Origin of the sequence: Acetivibrio ethanolgignens, from assembly GCF_001461035.1 — a bacterium.
Classification (GTDB): Bacteria; Bacillota; Clostridia; order Lachnospirales; family Lachnospiraceae; genus Velocimicrobium; species Velocimicrobium ethanolgignens.
Genome location: NZ_LNAM01000013.1, coordinates 24,395 through 42,027 on the forward strand (window position 1 = coordinate 24,395; position 17,633 = coordinate 42,027).

The following is a 17,633-nucleotide window of genomic DNA, read 5'->3' on the forward strand; positions in this document are numbered from 1 at the left end:
CCCTCCTTAATTTTCATAGGTTATTTTAAATCTTGAAATGGTGGCATTATCGTGTAAAACAAAAAGCAGGAATAACTTCTTGTTCTCCGGGAGGCTCTCCCACAACTCCACCACATCAGTATTAAGCCATTCATCCATCGTTATTTCATCCGAGTAGGTTTCCTCATTATCAAGTGAAAACTTAACTCTCACATCCCCGGAATACTGTGCCGTCATCATTATAATTCCAAGAATGGAAATATGACTCATGTCCACTTCACTTCTAATGTATTTAGGATATGGATATGCCTTGGCTACGGTCTTTATCAGTTCTGTATCTCCCCCAGCTCTCCAGTATGAAATCTGTGGGTTATCAATACCTACAAGGATTTCACTTGGTGGAACATCAAGAAAACCAAACTCATAATAATCAGCAGCCGTTGGTATTTCTTCGGTTACCTCTTTTAATTCTCCATCAACAATGGTGCAATACTTCTCATCTGCCTTTAGCAAAAAGCCATAAGAGAAATAATCGATACCCTTATAGTTGTCATACACAATTCTCCAAGTCTTACCCTCATCGTCTTCGTGGTAAAAACTAACCATTGTACCTCCACCTGCCCCTGTAGGGTCTGCGAGCGAAAGTGCAATGGTCTGATTATTACAAACCATCTGCGATGTACCTGTATTTCCACTTGTCGGAGTCTGAATCACATTTAGGAACATATCCTTATTAGACATGATGAATAACTCAAAAATAAGTCGATTGCTATCTACTCTCTGACTGTAAACTGTATATCCTTCAAATCTGATTTTTAAGAACTTTACTCCATTACCACACTCGCCTTCCTGTCTCCAAATGGCTGTAGAACATCCATCTCTTTGCAAGATATATAATTGTGATGTGTTAACACCAAAGCCAATCCAATGATTACTCGAAATATAAAGGGTGCTTGCAGCAACTCCGTTATAGAGAAAATCAGAAAGACCAGCCGTTGAATATGTGCCGTCATCGTTATAACCGTTACTTACATAGGTCATTCCTTCTGTGGTATCCAAATATTCATCAAGTACAGTCTTTTGGATTCCTGTTTCAGATACAAGTGTTAGTACTGTCCCCTCATCGGCAACAAACATAAGACTTGTAAAACAAATAGGGATATCCGGCTCAAATGGAAGAAAGCCAGAGTATACTAACTCTGACTTCTCCTCATCCTCATATATGGAAATTTCTCCTTCGCCCTTTATTCGATATATTTTAAGTGGCGTTTCAAACTCGACATTTTCTGTTCCTTCTTCAAGAACAACAACCGTGGCATCTGCCCTTTTCCAGTTGTATTCATCTTCTACGATTCGCATATGCTCACCTCCATGCTCTCCACTCTTTCAAATAGTGTAGTATCAATATCAAGCACCTGCAGATTACCGTATGCAATCTCTCCTTCAGAAGAAACATAAGCATAATCGCACACCATCTGGAATGCATCCTCGTCATTGATTTCAATAACAACAGGGTCATATTCTCCCGGATATGTTTTATCCATTGTGAAGGTGTGTACCACTTCAACACAGGTAACTCTTTCATTCAGAAGGTCATAGCCAAACTGTAACGGAGCAATCGATATTCTTCCGAATGTCTGTGCAAACATTGGCTTTGCCTGTTTTGGAATTGTTGCAACGGCTCTTGATACAAATCTGTCTACTGTCATTCCCGGATGATTAATCGCTATATCATCAAAGGAATCTGTAACCGTAATACGGCCGTTCCAATCTCCGATACCTGCAACAAGACCCTGACCACTTAAAGTTGCTCTTATCTGCGTTTCTCCAATCTTTCCAAATCCATCCTCGACCTTAAGCCACATCGTGAAGGTATTCTCGCTGTTTTCTTCCACCGAACTTAATGGGAAGAATAAAGTAATAAGCTGCTTTCCTTCATGGCATATCTGCGTAGGGTGGAAGTCTTCAACTTCATCACCATTGATTTTGTACATCACTTCAATATATGGATGCGTCTTTGTCACATAGGAGAAGTCCAGATCTTGTTCTTTCTTTTCTTCTTCCTCATCATAGGTAGCCTTGCCGGATATCTTCTTTCTCATCTCATATGCAGATATATCAACAAGCACTTCTGCAAGGAACATGGCACTTGTCGATTCCTTTGAAACGAATGTAATATCAAGCACTTCTACGAAATGGTCATAAATCTCATACGGAGATACATTTACAAAATCATACACAACCGTCTTATTTTCTTCTACCTGGTTAAAAAGACCACTGATATTTTTGTCATTCTTACTTTTAGCCTCTGCTAACTTTGGATTCTTACCAACACACTTAAGTGAGTGCTTTCCGTTGATTTTATAAGTAATCCCCGTGATGCAGGATATCTTTGATGCATCTGCATGGCCACCGCTAAATATCAGACAGTCCATCGGGTCAAGTGCCGGGTTACCAATCGTGTTACTGTCAAAAGGTACATACTCGACTTTTGACACCGCAAGTAAAATAGCATTAAGAAGTCTCGCTCTTGTGGTCTTAAGACCAAACTGAAGAAGTGGATTTACACCAAGGTTCATGGTAAGAGCATCGTCCTTTTCAAGTGCATAATATTCCGACTCTTCTGTAATCTTATTTGTTGACGAAATAGCCGTGTATCTTGTAACAAAGTCAGAATAGGAACTATCATATCTGTGCTTTGCCTCAATTGTTCTCACAGCTGTTTTTCCATAATGGATAAGTTCAAGCTTTCCCTCACGATTTATCTGGCAGACGCAGCCAACCACCTGTGCGACATAGAAAAGCAAATCTCTGTAGGTCTCGATATCATTTTCAGAATAAATACCGAGAGTTTCTTTTCCGTTTGTGAGTGCATCAATTTCTGTCTGCGTTTGTGCCATCTCAACCTTGCAGGTCTTACAGATGACATTCAAAAAATTATATGGTGTACCGCTTGATGATTCAAGGTTCAGTTTCTTATCGAAACGGAGCATATAATCATAGGCTTTTATCTCTATGGTCTTTAGATTTCTGTTAGCCTCGGTAACTTCATAAATCCCCATCGGAATAACCTCTTCCGTATTGTCCGAAAAGACCAAATGAAAGAATAATTTAACGGTTGCTCCATCAAGGGTATATCTGTCGATATCAGAAAACAAAGTTATACCCATTTCTGCTGCGTATACGGATCCAAGTTCAATCTCACTGCTACCACAGCAGGAACGGGTGATATAACCACTTCCCTTAACAATGTCATCATTGCCAAAGTCATAAGTTTTCTTTGCTTTGGTGGTAATCGTGCCAGTCCAATAGTATCGTCTGCTATTGGAATCTATCTCTGTTAAAAATCTATCCGAAACAGGATACAAGAAAACCACCTCCTAAAATTCATTTAATGTAAAGGAAACTGTCCACAGTCCCTTTTTCGAAGTATCCTTCTCAAGTTTTGCCTTGTAGCCTGTGATATACATTTCTGTTTCACTTATCTCCAAGGTTGTAGTATCAAAATATCTGACCGTCAGCTTATCCTGTTTGGAATATGCCGACAGTCTTTTAAGCCATGCGGCAGACACAGAAAAAGACACGGAGATTGTTACCACTCCCTGCCTTACTACATCCCTTTGTGTTGTGCCTGCCTCTGTTTCTCCTGTGGTATCCGCCTCCACTGCATCCATTGATATATCATAGGAATCCGGCAGAGGAAGATTCGCACCGTTGAAATTCAGATACTGAATAAATGCCATCCTATCTTCCTCCACTTCTTAAGTTAATTCTCTGCTGTGCATTTACTACAATCTCATCAAGCATAGTGCCACCGATATAAACCGGGATAACTGTATCTCCACCCTGGGTATTGATACCTGCAAATGCCTCTCTGATTGCTCCGACAATGTTTGCCGTATTCTGCGCTGTCTGATTTGATGTCTCCATTGCAGATGTTGTCGCACTTACATTTGGATTGATTACCATATCCTGCGATACACCTTCCACAGCCTTTGCCACCACATCCTTGCTCTTGTTGATTCCCTTCGCAAGTCCATCCATAAAGTCTGGCATCCAAGACTCGTAATCAGTCAAAGGGCCTTCATCCGGCACAGAGAAGTGAAGGAATGACTTAATCTTATCTGCCACTCCCTTAACGGCATCTCCCACTGCACTCATGCAGGATTTGATACCATTTACGATTCCCATAATCATATCCTTACCCCACTGAAGTGCCTGTGAAGGAAGTGATGTGATATAACTGATTGCCGTCTGGAATCCACTCTTAATAGCCGATGCAATATTTCCTACTGTGGTCTTAATAGCAGAAAGGATATTATTGAATACTGTGCTGACCGTTGTCTTGATACCATTCACAATCGTAGTGATTGTAGTTTTGATTCCATTCCAAAGTGTTGAAATGGTATTTTTTATGGTATTCATCACAGTTGATATTGCCGTGCTGATTGCATTCCATACTGTGGTTATCACAGTCTGAATGGCTGTAATTACTGTGGTAACGGCAGTTTTTATCGCATTCCAAATGGTTGTAAATGTGGTTTGTATTGCCGTTAGTATCGTAGTGAAAAATATCGAAATGGCTGTCCATATCGTAGTGAAAAAAGTCTGTATTGCCGTGAATACTGTTGTGATGACTGTCTTTACTGTATTTACCCAAGTGGTAATCGCAAGCTTTATCGCCTCAATGACAGTAGTAAAGATATTCTTGATTCCTTCCCACACCGTAGTAAAGAATGAGGAAATGGCCGTCCACGCTGTTGTAATTCCAGTTGTTATGGCCGTCCATGCATTTGTAAGTGCTGTCTTTATTCCCTCTAACACTCCATTGATAAATTCACGGAAACCTTCACAGTTGTCATATAAAAGTTTAAATGCCCCGGCAAATGGATTCACTATGAAAAGAAGTATGCCTTGCCAATTATTCTTTACAAAATCAATGACCTTTTGGAACACAGCCTTGACCTTTTCCATCAGACCATCAATCACATTTCTAAAGCCTTCACAGTTGTCATAGATTAACTTGAACGCTCCTGCAAACGGATTCACAAGGAACAAAAGTAATCCCTGCCAGTTGTTCTTCACGAAATCAATAACCTTCGTAAAGAACCCTTTGATTGCTTCAACCGCTGTTGATATAACCGACTTGATACCTTCCCAAAGGTTAATCCAAAAATTTCTGAAACCTTCACACTTATTCCATAACACAACAAAGATTGCTATTACTGCAATGACTGCTGCTATGATCAGAACATATGGGTTTGCCGCACACACAGCATTAAAAGCTGCAACCACTCCCTGTAAGCCGGATAAAAGTCCACCAATCTTCGGAACTATTGTCATAATCGTACCGATTGCAGATATGACCTTACCGACCACTATCAGTACCGGTCCCAATGCTCCCGCTACAAGTGCTATGGTAACAATGGTCTTCTTGGTTCCCTCATCAAGAGAATTAAGCCAATCGACCACGTTCTGAATAACACCCACAATACTTTTGATTGCAGGCATCAGTAACTGACCAAAAGAAATAGCCAGTCCTTCAAGGGCTGACTTTAAGAGTGTTAACTGACCTTGTAAATTATCAAGCTGAGTATCTGCCATCTGCTGTGCTGCTCCTGCACTGTTTGTGATAGAGCCTTGCAGATTATCCCAAGTCTCGCCTGTGTTTGCTAATAAAGCATTTACAGAAGAAAGGTCTGTCTTATTGAAAATGGTGCTGATGATGTTTGCCTTTTCCTCCGAGGTCATTCCTTCCATTGATGTATTAAGGTCTCCCAAAATATCATTCATGGATCTCATATTACCTTCAGAGTCATATACAGATACACCAAGAGCCTCCATCTGGGCTGCTGCCTTATCGGTAGGATTCTGCAATGACAGAATAATGTTTCGAAGATGTGTACCACCTTCTGCGCCCTTGATACCATTGTTAGCCAGAATACCAAGAGCAGTATTAAGTTCTGCCGTTCCACCTTTTATTGATTTGGCTGTTGCACCGATTGTAAGAATACCTTCTCCTAACTGTGCAACAGATGTATTTGTGGTAGAAGCTGTCTTTGCCATCTGGTCTACCATCACATCTGCCTCAGAAGTTTCCATACCAAGGGCGGACATTGCATCTGTTACCATGTCGGATGCAGATGCAAGGTCAATGCCACCTGCCGCCGCAAGGTTAAGTACGGTCGGAAGTGTATCTGCCATTTCCTGTGTGCTGTATCCTGCAAGTGCAAGATAGTTTAATGCCTCGGCACACTCTGTTGCAGAGAAAGCTGTGGATGAACCCATCTCCTTTGCAAGTTCGGATAAAGCATCCATCGTATTTACACTCTGCCCATCAAGTGTGGACATGGAGTCTTTGGTAACACCCATCGTAGCCTGAACCTGACTCATTGCTGATTCAAAGTTTGCAGCTGTTGTAACGGATGCCGTTCCAAGAGCCGTTACCGTTGCCGTTACCGGGAGAAGTTTCTGTCCGGCAGAAGAAATATTATCTCCTACAGTTTTCATCTTTTCTCCTGCAGTTCCAATCTTCTGAAGTGCAGTTGATGACTGATTGGCAGCCGTCTCTAACTTCTTTAAGTCCTGTTCTGTCTCTATGATTTCCCTTTGGAGTGCATCATACTGCTCCTGCGAGATCTCTCCATTTGCAAGTGCAGTGTTAGCCTGCTCGGCTGCCGTCTTTAATGTTTCCAGTTTTTCCTTTGTTTCCTTTACGGCATCTGCCAGGAGTTTTTCCTTCTGTGCAAGAAGTTCTGTATTACCCGGATCCATTTTTAAGAGCTTCTCTACATCCTTAAGCTGACTCTGTGTGGATTTGATTTCTCCGTTTAAGCCTTTAAGGGCAGTCTGCAGCTTGGTAGTATCTCCGCCAATCTCTACGGTAATACCCTGTATTCTACTTGCCATTGGTTTCCTCCTCTCCTAAATAATCACAATAAAAGCACCGACATTTCTGCCGATGCTCCTACTTAAAATCTGTCAAAATCTTCCTGTGTTGCCAACTGCTTATAACCCTTGTAATCATCATTCCCATTCTCCGCATACATATCATTCACAAGACCAATCGTAAGAAGGTCAAGGTCACGAATGCTTATTCCAAGCTGTACGCATCTGAGTAGGAATAATGGGGTTGTCATTTCTCTGTCAGTTGGGCGAAGTTTTTTTTAGACTCAATATCTGTCTGTACATTAAGTCCCCATAACTCGATGATGCTAGGCAATACCTGGTAGATAGAAAAGGTATTGAACTCATCAAGCCACTCCTCAGGGGAGTTCGCAATATTAGGGTCTGCGTGCTTGGCCATAACATAGGCAATGTTCTCGAACATCTCAAGCGAGAATAAATCAAGGTTGGAGTTTGCCTCGTCCCCTTCTCCCACTGCCTTTTCCAAAGAACGGAGATCCTTATAAATATCACGATTAAACTTAATCCTATAAATTCTTGGAATGGCGGCAGATGCTTTAAAAGGCACCTGCTTACCATCGATTTCAATATTTTTTACAATGCTCATTGATTACTCCCCGCTTTCTGCTGTTGTAGTGGATGTAAGATACACCTCGTTATACCAGTTCTGGTAAACTTCATCGGTAGTATCATCTCCAGTCTTTGCCTTCACATATCCGTTAGCAAGTGGTGTTGCCTTAAGGGTAAGTGTCTCGGTCTGTACTTCGATTTCATCCTCATTGGTCTGTGATTCAATGGAAGGACGGCTTGCAGCACACTTATAAAGGACATGACGGATTTTCTTGATATCTCCATCAAACTCAAACATAAGCGCAAAGTTAGAAGTTTCCACATTTGCATCCTCGATAAGAACCTTATTGTCATCGAGTTTTTCCTTAAGAACATCCACACGGAATGACTCAGGAACCATTGCAATCTCAAGATCACCTTCGTAACCCATGTTGTTGCTGATGGTGTAATACGCATATCCATCTGCATAGAAGTTACTAGGTTCTCCATTTGCATCAAGTCCAATCGATACAGCACCCGGAATAGCAACAGGCGTGCCGTATGATACATTGCCCTGCTCATCAATGTTAAGCAATGCATAATGTACATTTTTAAGGTTGTACTTTACCTTGTTCTTCTTATTAGCCATCGTTAATTCCTCCTTATACTGGCAATTCAAATTCAAAGGCTACTTCATAGAGTTTTTCATCCTCAATCCATACCTCGTTTTTTGCATAAAAAATACCGTGGCTATCAAGCACGGCTGTTACCTTTTCCTCTATAGCCGGATTCTTATAATCCGTGTATAGCTCAATTCTCACACCACTTATCTTGTAATACACAATTCCATCTGCTGCGAAATTATCATCCTGTGGCAACAGATAACAGATAAATGGTGGGTCTGGACTTTCTCCCTCTGCGAAATGATCATACGCATAAGGGAGACCAATCTCATCCATTATTTTTATTAACTCTTCCATCATGAACCTCCAAGCGCTCTTTTTATATCTGCCTCAAGGTCTTTTACTGCTTTCTCTTCTGCAGGTGCGATATGTGGGATTGCCTTTGTCCTTCCACCGCCTCTTTTAGCATGTCCCTTTTCAAGCAAGTGTGCCAGCTGATACTTCTTTGGAGAATGCACTGTAAGTTCCAAAGATTCAGAAGTTTCTTTCGTGGTCTTTACAGTCCAACTCTTCGAATAGTCACCTGTTTTCTTTGGAGCATTTGCTTGGATGTCCTTTTTTACCGACTTTCCAGCTTTTCTTACAGTCGTTTTCATATCGGCAGTTGCGAGGTCCTTATACTCGGTAAGTCCCTTCATAATTTCCGCCGCAAGATTATCAACCGTTACATTTGCCATGCTATCTCCTCACTTTCTGGCATTTAAGTTTTAGGCACTTATTCTTGAAATTCATATGGTCAACAAGAGTGATGTCATAGAGTTCCCCGTGAAATACCACCCTGTATCCCGTATTTGTAATTTCTGATGCTTTCTTGCACCACCTTATAGTAAATGCAATATCGGTATCATCCACAGTTGTTCCGGCTACCGATTTCTCATTACCACTCTCACCACTTACCGTAGCATGGCAGGAATAAAAGTCTGTCCACCCGTTTTTGTGATTTCCGATGGCATCAGTTACAACGGAATTTTTCTGAATGGTAATCTTCACATTGAGAAGTGCTATATCCATCAAAATCCCTCCTGCCTTATTCCAAACAGTAATGCCCGGATGGAAAGAGTAAGCTGTAAATGATTTGCATCTTCCCTGTGTTCATACTGATATGCAACCGCATACATTACAGCCACTTTTGAACATGGCTCTTTCTCAAATGCCTCTTCATCCGAGATACGAGCCACATCCATACATAACTGCTGTGAGGATGCAATCAGACTTTCAATGATAATATCATCATCTTCATGGTCAACACGCAGATAACTTTTCATTTCATCAAGTGTAATTATCATCTTTCCACCTCACAATTAAGGGAGTAGCATTCCACTACTCCCCGTAAAAATCTTAGGCCTTTGCAGTTGTAGTTCCAGCCTTCATCTGAAGAACCTTGATAGCTTCAGGAAGGATTAACTTACCATCCACTCTCTTGGATGCAAGGAAACCAACCTGGCCAAGATCTGCATATCTCTCATTAAGACGCTTGAAAGATACACCCTGTCTGTCACCAATCCAGTAGTAAGAGAAGTCACCGAACATGACTGTCTTTGCTCCGGCTGCGATTTCAGGTGCATAAGGAGATGTGATTACTCTCTTACCAAGAATAGTATCGTACTCCTTCTCTCTTAATGCAGGCTGCCATAAATACTGACCGTTTGAATCCTTAAGCTTTCTGATTGCAGCAACTGTCGAATCATTCATAAGCCATACAGCATTCTTACGGTAAGGTGACTTAAGGCTGTAGTAAAGGTCGATAAGTTCATCTGCTGTGATAGCTGTTGCACTACCTGCAGTAACACCGATATCTGCACCACCTGTAGCATTAAGAATACCAGTAGGCTTCTTGCTACCATCACCGATAAGGAATGCTTCCTCTTCCTTGTTACCGATACGTCTTGCAAACTCTGACTGGAAATATGCCTCAAGGTCAAATGCAGAGTCATTTAAGAGTTCCTCAGATACCTTGATGATTGTACCTACCTTGTGAGCATCAATCTGCTCTGCACCAAATACATCATCACTCTCTCCGTAAGCCGCACCTTCATCAATCCAGTTCGCTACACCCTTTGTGGTAACGATAGGAATCTTGTGAAGACCGTTTGAGGTAGTAAATACGTGTGCAAGGTTACGCACAACACCATCCTCTTCAAGTGCCTGAATAAGAGTCTTTTCAAACTCGTCTGGTACAAGGTAGCCACCTTCTGAATCAGTTCCTTCAGAAAGCATATTACGAACCTCGTATGAAACACCGTCCTTTGCACGAACCTGATCCCAGAACGCCTTCTTATATGCATCAGAAGCACGACCTATCTTTTCTTCCTTCTTCTTATTGTCTGGCTTTTCTGTAATAGGCATTGCTGTAGGAGCTGCCATCTCACGCTCCATTGCATCCATTCTTTCCTGACGCTCGATTTCATGACCGAGGTCTACAATCTCCTGCTCCATTCGCTCATAGGTCTGTGTATCCTCTGCTGAAAGAATACCCTTCTCGTTTCTGTGGGAGTCAAGAAATGCCTTTGTCTGCTCCCATGCCTTTGCACGCTGTGTGCGTAATTCATTAATCTTACTCATTGTACAAATTCCTCCTTAAGGTTTAATAAGACTGAGTCTCTTTTCGAGTTCCTCAATTGATGTGCCAGTCTCTTCTTCATTAACTGGCATAGTTACATTGGCAGGTTTTTCTGCCGGGATTACTGCTGCCTGTGCAGGTGTTTTCTTCACTGCCTCATCCTTTGGCTTAAAGTGAGTCATCAGCTTGTTCATAAGCCTTGTCTCTGTCTCTTTGCCAGAGAATGCATATGCAGGAATGTCATCCGCACTCTTTTTCTCATCCACCAAAATGTCATCTGCAAAACCAAGTTCGATTGCTTTATTTGCATTCATCCAAGTTTCCGAATCCATAAGGTGTGACAGCTTTGCACGAGACATACTTGTTTTAATCTCGTAGGCATTGATAATGCTTTCCTTGACCTCATCAAGCATCTCGATTGCTTTCTCCATGTCCTCGTGATTTCCGTAGGCCATAGTCATTGGGTTATGAATCATCATTAAGGCTGTAGGTGCCATAAGCACTGTTGTGCCTGCCATTGCAATAACGGAGGCTGCACTGGCAGCGATTCCATCAATCTTGACCGTCACATCACCCTGATAATCCATAAGCATGGTGTAAATCTGGCTTGCCGCAATGCAGTCTCCGCCAGGGGAATTGAGCCAAACTATTACGGGACCACTTCCGGCAAAAAGCTCATCGTGGAACATCTTAGGAGTCACATCATCGTCAAACCATGATGTTTCTGCGATTGTTCCGTATAGCTCAAGAACTCTTTCCTGACCTTCGTCCGTTCCTGCTTGGTTTTTCCAATTCCAGAACTTCTTCTGTTTCTTCATCAGAATCTGTCTCCTCCTTTTCTTTATTTGCATAAGCTGCCCCCGCATCATTTAGGGGCATCATATTGCCATTAACTAAATACAGATCACCGCCGAGTTCTGAAGGTATCCTGTCTAGGTCTTCCAACTCTCTGATGTCATTTGCACTCATCCAACCGTTCTGCCTTGCTGTGGCATAACCGTTCATACGGCTTGCATAATCCCCTCGAAGGAGACCTTCCACATTCAGCTTGAAGAAATAATCCTTCTTCTCTTCTTCATTAAGGAGTGCCCTGTAAAGTGACTGCTCCCAACGGATGACCCAAGGGTCAAGAGTGTATTTCACGAACTCAAGTGACTGCTGCTCAATATTAGAAAAGCTCGACTTTTCAAGGTCACCGACCATATGTGGCGGTACTCTGAAAATTCGAGCAATTTCATTAATCTGAAATTTTCTTGTTTCCAAAAACTGTGCTTCATTTGGAGATATGGAAATCGGAGTATATTTAAGTCCTTCTTCCAATACGGCAACCTTATGGCTATTGGAACTGCCACCAAAGGCTGCATTCCAACTATCCCTAACTTTCCCTGGATCTTTTAATGTTCCCGGATGCTCCAAAACTGCACTTGGAGAAGCACCATTGGCATAAAACTTCGAGCCATACTCCTCTGCTGCAATTGCAAGACCTATGGCATTCTTGGCCATTGCTATCGGAGAATAACCGACCAAACCATCAAAACCAAGACCAGGAACATGAAGCACATCGGAAGGGTCAAGCACAACCGTACTTCCTTCCATCGTTGGCGCGTCATCATTACTTTTTGTGTATTTATAATAAAGGTGTCCCTTCTCATCACGGTCTACACTCATCCTGTCTGGCATAAGCGGATACAGTGCAATTACCTCTCCTTTGCCATTTCTTATAATCTGTGCGTAGGCATTACCCCAAAGTAACAGATGCGTCATAAGTGTTTCCCTAAAAATGAATGAAGTCATTTCAGGATTTGGTTCGTCATGCAGCAATCGAAACAGCGGATGGTCATAGGCTTTTTCTTTTCCACCCTCCTCGTTGTATCTGTAAACATTAAGAGGCAGACTTGCGATTGCCTCTGATAGAATACGGACACAGGAATAAACTGCCGTCATCTGCATAGCACTTCGTTCATTCACTCTTTTCCCGGATGTTGAAGTTCCCATGAAAAAGCTGTATGAACTGCCACTTGTTCTGTTGCTAGGAGCATCTCTGCCCCGAAATAATCCACTGAATAATCCCATATCATCACATCCCTTCTAATGCCTGATTAATGCCTTCGCATATCACAAGCATTCCTATAAAAAATAAAGTAATCATCAAAACACCAATAATCCTCTCGTATCATATACACTCTCCGATGTGTCATTCCCACAACGGATTGCTCTGTCGAGTGCCATGATACAGGCTATGGCACCGTCAATCTTCTCTGTACTTTTTGCTTTATCAGCCTTAATGTTTCCGGCTGGGTCAGTACGAATAAAAATGTTATCCATATTCCAACGAAGAACCGGGTGTCCTCCGTGGGCAATCTTCTGTTCAAGGGTCAGCTTCATAAGTTCCTTTGTAGGTGGTGACATAGATGCAAATCCCTGTCCCATTGCCACTACATTGAACCCCATATTCTCAAGGTTCTGCACCATCTGAACTGCTCCCCATCTATCGAATGCAATCTCACGGATGTTGTATTTCTCCCCAAGCTGTTCTATGAATTTTTCAATGAATCCATAATGAACAACATTTCCTTCCGTGGTTTGGATATAGCCTTGTCTTTCCCAAAGGTCATAATTCACATGATCCCTTCGGACTCGTAAATCAAGAGTCTCTTCTGGCAACCAAAAATAAGGAAGAACATAGTATTTGTCATTCTCACTTTGTGGTGGAAACACAAGACAAAAGGATGTAAGGTCGGTTGTACTTGAAAGGTCAAGTCCCCCGTAACATACACGCCCTTCCAGTTCTTCCGGGTCAACAGAGAATGCACAGGCATCCCACTTATCCATTGGCATCCAACGGACAGCCTGTTTTACCCATTGATTAAGCCTAAGCTGACGGAAGCTGTTCTCCTCTGCAGGATTCTGCTTTGCAGATTCACACGCAGCTACTACCTTCTCCATCTGAATGGTTTCTCCAAGAGATGGATTTGCTTTCTTCCATACGGTAGGATCTGTCCAGTCATCATCATCTGCCGCACCATATATAACTGGATAAAATGTCGGGTCAGTTTTTCGACCCTCAATAATATCCAAAGCCTTCTGATGTAATTCATAGCAGATGGAGTTGGTATCATTTCCCGCTGTAGTAATAAGGAAATACAGTGGCTGTTCACGGGCATCACCTGAACCCTTGGTAAGTACGTCATATAGTTTTCTGTTTGGCTGTGCGTGTACCTCATCAAGCACCAGTCCACTTACATTAAGGCCGTGCTTGGTTCCAACTTCAGCTGATAGCACTTGATAAAATCCATTGTTGTAAAGATTATCTATTCTCTTTGTTGCACCCTTTATCTTGCTTCTCTTTTCAAGGGCAGGTGTCATTTCACACATCACTCTTCCAACATCAAATACAATGGATGCCTGCTGTCTGTCTGCAGCTGCACCATACACTTCCGGGGATGCCTCACCATCTCCAAACAGAAGGTACAAAGCAATTGCAGCCGCAAGTTCTGACTTACCATTCTTCTTTGGAATTTCAACATATGCTGTTGTGAACTGTCTCTTCCCATTCGGCTTTAATATCCCAAATAAGTTCCTTATGATTTCTTCCTGCCAGGGCATCAATATGAAAGGCTTTCCTGCCCACTTGCCTTTGGTATGGCAAAGGCACTGTATGAAGTTCACAACATAATCCGCTTGTTCTTCATCGTAATATGACCCTTCGGCCATAAACTTGGTGGGAACAAACTTCTTTTTTCTCTTTGCCACACTCATCTCTCCTTCCACGAAAAAAGGACTCCGAAGAGTCCCATTTCATAATTTCTTTTTATTAGTTGTATTCTTTAAGCAAAATGCTGTAGGCTACCATGACCATGTAATCATCCTCATCCGGCTTGCAAATCCAACCGTTGTCATAATCAGCAACCGTCTCATTTCCAATCTTGATAAGCAGCTTTGAAATCTTACCGCCATCGATTGCATTCTTGTTTCTGATCTTGTAATTCTTAACCCAATAATGTGCTACCCTGTTATTTCCATCCTTTGGAATTCCGATTGTTCCTTCGTGCCATCCTGTTCTCATTTTCTTTCCCGCCCTTCTTAGTACTTTGTTGCCTTGTGTGCTTCAAGGTTCTTGAAAAACTCGTCAACCTCTGCAAGGTCTGTAAGGAAATCCTCGTATGCTCCAAGTCCGCTTTCTTTGATGATTCTGTAAGCCCCCTGTCTTGTCTTAAGAACTCCGAGTCTGTTTTCTTTTGCAATCCTGCAAGCCTTCTTTGTAAGTTTTCCAATGCTCTCGATTTCCTTATCTGCTCCCTTTTCAAATGCGCTTGTGCAGCCTGTCTTATCAATAAATCTCATTTTCGTATCCTCCGCTTTGCTTTGTTTCCCTTTCGGTATGTACATATTCGCTCTAAATGAGATATATATCCACTTAATTCGGAGGCATATATTACACAAATATATGTAGTAATAAGGCGGTATTTATTGTGTAGTTTACAACGACCAAAAGACCCCTAAAGGTCTTCTGTCTGTTTCCTTAAAGGCTTAATTTGAAAGCCGGGATTCTTTCCTTCCTGCTTTCGCCCTCAAGTCCTGCTTTCCAATCATCGTATCTGCTGTTGATTTCTATAAGTCCCTCAAGGCTAATGCCTCTCTTCTGGAACTCTGCAATCGTTGTGATAAGGCTTGAGAAGGTGCTTGAAATTGTAAATTCCTTAACTCCAAATCTTCTGCAATTCTCAATGATTGGGTCGATGTCGTAATCCCAAATGACCTCGCCAAAATTGATAAGTTCGTTTCCGGCTTCAAGGCTGTAGAAGTATGCCTCTCCAAATCTTGGGTTCACATCAATGTCCGAGTAGCGTGTTCCTCTTGCTCCTGCTTTGTCTAAAATCTCGATTCTTGTCATGGCTAATGCCCTCCTTGTCTTTTGGTATGTACATATATCACTCTAAAGGCACATAATAGCAAGTTAATTATCGAGAAAAGTGTAACTTTTTTTCTACTCCCCGGATGTTATAAAATGCACATAATCATCGGTGTTCATATCGATAAAAGCTGCAAGTTCAGGACACTCCAGTTCCGTAGCAATTGCCTTTACCATTCCAAGGTCAAACATATTGCAAAGTGCTGTATCTCTGACCTTAATAATCTGATCCTTAATATGTTCTGGCATCGTATCACTCCTTCCTACTGTCCAGTATGCTGATGGATGGTATCAAGGATTTTCTCTTGCTCCTCCACATCAATTCCTATACTCTCAAGCGCCTCTCTTGTTCCACAGTCCGGGCAGATGGCTGTTACCCCATCTGCTCTGGAAAGTGCTGAAGGCTCTGAATAGATTCTTCCACAGTGTGGACATTTCTTTGGCTGTATTCTTTCATTAATCTTCATGGCATTCCCTCCTGCTTTTTCTGATTGCCTCAAACAAAATGTTCTCATCAAATTCAAATGCCCTGTACCCTTCAAGGCAGGTCTCGACATAATGGTAACTTGGTATACCAAGTTCTCTGTCCTCATGCATGATGTACACATAGACCTTTCTCTGCCTTACCTTCCCGGTTCTGATTCCGACAATCGGCAGTTCCATTTCAGCTTTGTAATAAAAGCTTGGGAACCCTTCGTACCTGTCAAGAGCCGCCTCGTCAGCCTCTGTGGTTTCCCACACGGCCACAGGAACGCTCTTCCCTTCCTTTGGTTCGATTGTTAAATAAGATCCCGTCTTGCTCCCCTTAAAAAGGAGTTCATAATCCGGCACAACTGATGTTCCGATGATTCTTGCTCCCGGACATCGCATTTTCATTTGTCTGATGTTTAGGTTGCTGCCATAGGCAATGTAATATCTTTTCTGCATAATGCATCCATCCTTTCCGAAGGAAACACCCTTCTACCACCTTAAGACCGCCGAAGCGGTCATCCTTTTAAAGTGGCAGGAGGCTATGCCCTTGCTGTTCTGAATGCTGTGTCTCCATCAAGTCTCTTTGTAAGAATCTCTCTTGCTGTTTTGAACTCGTCCCCGATGAACCCAAGTCTAAGAAGCCAAGTTCTCATTGCGTATTTTGGATTCTCGTTCTGCTGTGGCTTTGAGCTTGCGCTTCTTACTTCCTTTGCCATCTGGCTAAGTGCTAGGCAAAGCTGAATGTAGGCTTTAAGCTGTCCGGCATGGAGGCCGTTTAATTTTCCGTCTGCAGGTGCATCGAATTGGAAAAGTCTGAACTCGATTGTTCCCTTTGTGAAGGTTGCGTGGTAGTTAAGCATGTGGTATCGACTGTCGTTGTAATGTTGGCTTCTTCCGTAGTTGCAACCCTGTGAGCCGTACCAAATGTCTGCAAGCTGGCTCATTGTCTTTGGCTTTTTCTTGTTGACCTGCTTTAAGAACTCCGGGTCAACCGTTCTGCAATATCTGCTCATTCTTCTGTGGTCAAGGTCGAGTGCCTTTGCAATTAGGTCTTCGTGGCTTGCCATGATGTTTGCAAGGTTTCTCATGGTCTGTGGTGTGTGTCCCTTGGCTCCGATGTGAATGTGTACCCCGCATCCTCTTGTTGCATCCGATTTTGCTCCGGCGTGTCTTAACTGTCTTATAAGTTCCTGCAAGGTTTCCATGTCTGCGTAGGTAAGGATTGGTGTTACCAATTCGCATTTCTCACTATCGCATCCAGCAATGCTCACATCCTTTTGAAATTTCCATTCCCTTCCCTGCTCGTCCCAAGCGCTCCAAGTGTAGTAGCCGTTTCTTTCTGCTGTGTTCTGATATCTGCCTGTTCCGAAAAACTTCGCTGCAAGCCTTGCTGCCTTTTCTCTTGTGATGCTGTTCATTTCGACCTCAACTCCGATGGTCTGCTTTTTCATTTCCTCGATCTGGTTTGTAATTTTCTCGTTCATTGTATGTACCTCCAACAGTAGTTCGTTTTTTGTTGTGTACATATATCACTCTAAAGCACACTAATTGGAATACCATTACTGGACAAAGA

22 protein-coding genes are annotated in these 17,633 nt (G+C 42.4%); all 22 read right to left on the minus strand.

Translation table 11 applies throughout. From position 1 onward, the window contains the following. Window positions 1–6 precede the first annotated feature (6 nt). The 22 genes from ASU35_RS01635 to ASU35_RS01730 all read right to left on the minus strand — a co-directional run bounded on the left by ASU35_RS01635 (window position 7) and on the right by ASU35_RS01730 (window position 17,544). Window positions 7–1,338, minus strand: a complete 1,332-nt coding sequence (locus ASU35_RS01635) for a hypothetical protein (RefSeq protein ID WP_058351379.1) — start codon at window positions 1,336–1,338, stop codon at window positions 7–9. Next, window positions 1,326–3,356, minus strand: coding sequence for a hypothetical protein (locus tag ASU35_RS01640; protein WP_479714981.1), 2,031 nt, complete (start codon window positions 3,354–3,356; stop codon window positions 1,326–1,328). The genes ASU35_RS01635 and ASU35_RS01640 overlap by 13 nt, the downstream gene beginning before the upstream one ends. A 3-nt stretch (window positions 3,357–3,359) precedes the next feature. Then, window positions 3,360–3,722 carry a hypothetical protein gene (locus ASU35_RS01645; RefSeq protein ID WP_058351381.1) on the minus strand — a complete coding sequence of 121 codons (363 nt, stop codon included), beginning with the start codon at window positions 3,720–3,722 and terminating at the stop codon, window positions 3,360–3,362. A 1-nt stretch (window position 3,723) separates the two neighbouring features. After that, window positions 3,724–6,888 carry a phage tail tape measure protein gene (locus ASU35_RS01650; protein WP_058351382.1) on the minus strand — a complete coding sequence of 1,055 codons (3,165 nt, stop codon included), beginning with the start codon at window positions 6,886–6,888 and terminating at the stop codon, window positions 3,724–3,726. A 62-nt stretch (window positions 6,889–6,950) separates the two neighbouring features. Beyond that, the gene (locus ASU35_RS19590) at window positions 6,951–7,118 is read right to left on the minus strand and encodes a hypothetical protein (RefSeq protein ID WP_172794575.1); all 168 of its coding nucleotides are present in this window, start codon (window positions 7,116–7,118) and stop codon (window positions 6,951–6,953) included. Continuing rightward, window positions 7,115–7,492: a hypothetical protein gene (locus tag ASU35_RS01655; protein WP_058351383.1), complete on the minus strand. Its 378-nt coding sequence runs from the start codon at window positions 7,490–7,492 to the stop codon at window positions 7,115–7,117. The genes ASU35_RS19590 and ASU35_RS01655 overlap by 4 nt, the downstream gene beginning before the upstream one ends. A 3-nt stretch (window positions 7,493–7,495) precedes the next feature. Continuing rightward, window positions 7,496–8,083: a major tail protein gene (locus ASU35_RS01660; protein WP_058351384.1), complete on the minus strand. Its 588-nt coding sequence runs from the start codon at window positions 8,081–8,083 to the stop codon at window positions 7,496–7,498. Window positions 8,084–8,096: 13 nt separating this feature from the next. Beyond that, complete coding sequence (locus ASU35_RS01665) at window positions 8,097–8,414, minus strand: hypothetical protein (protein WP_058351385.1); 318 nt, start codon at window positions 8,412–8,414, stop codon at window positions 8,097–8,099. Next, window positions 8,414–8,794, minus strand: a complete 381-nt coding sequence (locus ASU35_RS01670) for an HK97 gp10 family phage protein (RefSeq protein ID WP_058351386.1) — start codon at window positions 8,792–8,794, stop codon at window positions 8,414–8,416. Before ASU35_RS01670 ends, ASU35_RS01665 begins: the two co-directional genes overlap by 1 nt. Before the next feature lies 1 nt (window position 8,795). Further along, window positions 8,796–9,128: a phage head closure protein gene (locus ASU35_RS01675; protein ID WP_058351387.1), complete on the minus strand. Its 333-nt coding sequence runs from the start codon at window positions 9,126–9,128 to the stop codon at window positions 8,796–8,798. Beyond that, window positions 9,128–9,403 carry a head-tail connector protein gene (locus ASU35_RS01680; RefSeq protein ID WP_058351388.1) on the minus strand — a complete coding sequence of 92 codons (276 nt, stop codon included), beginning with the start codon at window positions 9,401–9,403 and terminating at the stop codon, window positions 9,128–9,130. Before ASU35_RS01680 ends, ASU35_RS01675 begins: the two co-directional genes overlap by 1 nt. A gap of 52 nt (window positions 9,404–9,455) precedes the next feature. Further along, window positions 9,456–10,679, minus strand: coding sequence for a phage major capsid protein (locus ASU35_RS01685; protein ID WP_058351389.1), 1,224 nt, complete (start codon window positions 10,677–10,679; stop codon window positions 9,456–9,458). Between the two features lie 15 nt (window positions 10,680–10,694). Further along, complete coding sequence (locus ASU35_RS01690) at window positions 10,695–11,495, minus strand: head maturation protease, ClpP-related (protein ID WP_058351390.1); 801 nt, start codon at window positions 11,493–11,495, stop codon at window positions 10,695–10,697. Then, window positions 11,422–12,750 (minus strand): phage portal protein, encoded by a 1,329-nt coding sequence (locus ASU35_RS01695; protein ID WP_058351391.1) that lies wholly within the window; start codon window positions 12,748–12,750, stop codon window positions 11,422–11,424. The genes ASU35_RS01690 and ASU35_RS01695 overlap by 74 nt, the downstream gene beginning before the upstream one ends. Window positions 12,751–12,825: 75 nt before the next feature. Further along, window positions 12,826–14,391: a terminase large subunit gene (locus ASU35_RS01700; RefSeq protein ID WP_341415548.1), complete on the minus strand. Its 1,566-nt coding sequence runs from the start codon at window positions 14,389–14,391 to the stop codon at window positions 12,826–12,828. Window positions 14,392–14,491: 100 nt separating this feature from the next. After that, a complete protein-coding gene (locus ASU35_RS01705) occupies window positions 14,492–14,743 on the minus strand; it encodes a DUF7678 domain-containing protein (protein WP_058351393.1) in 252 nt (83 codons plus the stop codon). A 17-nt stretch (window positions 14,744–14,760) separates the two neighbouring features. After that, on the minus strand, window positions 14,761–15,021 hold the full coding sequence (locus tag ASU35_RS01710) for a hypothetical protein (protein ID WP_058351394.1): 261 nt from the start codon (window positions 15,019–15,021) through the stop codon (window positions 14,761–14,763). Between the two features lie 178 nt (window positions 15,022–15,199). After that, window positions 15,200–15,571: a DUF7698 family protein gene (locus ASU35_RS01715; protein WP_058351395.1), complete on the minus strand. Its 372-nt coding sequence runs from the start codon at window positions 15,569–15,571 to the stop codon at window positions 15,200–15,202. 93 nt (window positions 15,572–15,664) lie between these two features. Beyond that, window positions 15,665–15,838: a DUF5049 domain-containing protein gene (locus tag ASU35_RS18375; protein WP_083504095.1), complete on the minus strand. Its 174-nt coding sequence runs from the start codon at window positions 15,836–15,838 to the stop codon at window positions 15,665–15,667. 14 nt (window positions 15,839–15,852) lie between these two features. After that, window positions 15,853–16,056, minus strand: a complete 204-nt coding sequence (locus tag ASU35_RS01720; RefSeq protein WP_054740753.1) for a hypothetical protein — start codon at window positions 16,054–16,056, stop codon at window positions 15,853–15,855. Next, on the minus strand, window positions 16,046–16,516 hold the full coding sequence (locus tag ASU35_RS01725; RefSeq protein ID WP_058351396.1) for a gamma-glutamylcyclotransferase family protein: 471 nt from the start codon (window positions 16,514–16,516) through the stop codon (window positions 16,046–16,048). The genes ASU35_RS01720 and ASU35_RS01725 overlap by 11 nt, the downstream gene beginning before the upstream one ends. 83 nt (window positions 16,517–16,599) lie before the next feature. Beyond that, entirely contained in the window at window positions 16,600–17,544 is a 945-nt protein-coding gene (locus ASU35_RS01730) for an amidoligase family protein (protein WP_054740751.1), read from the minus strand. Between the last annotated feature and the right edge of the window lie 89 nt (window positions 17,545–17,633).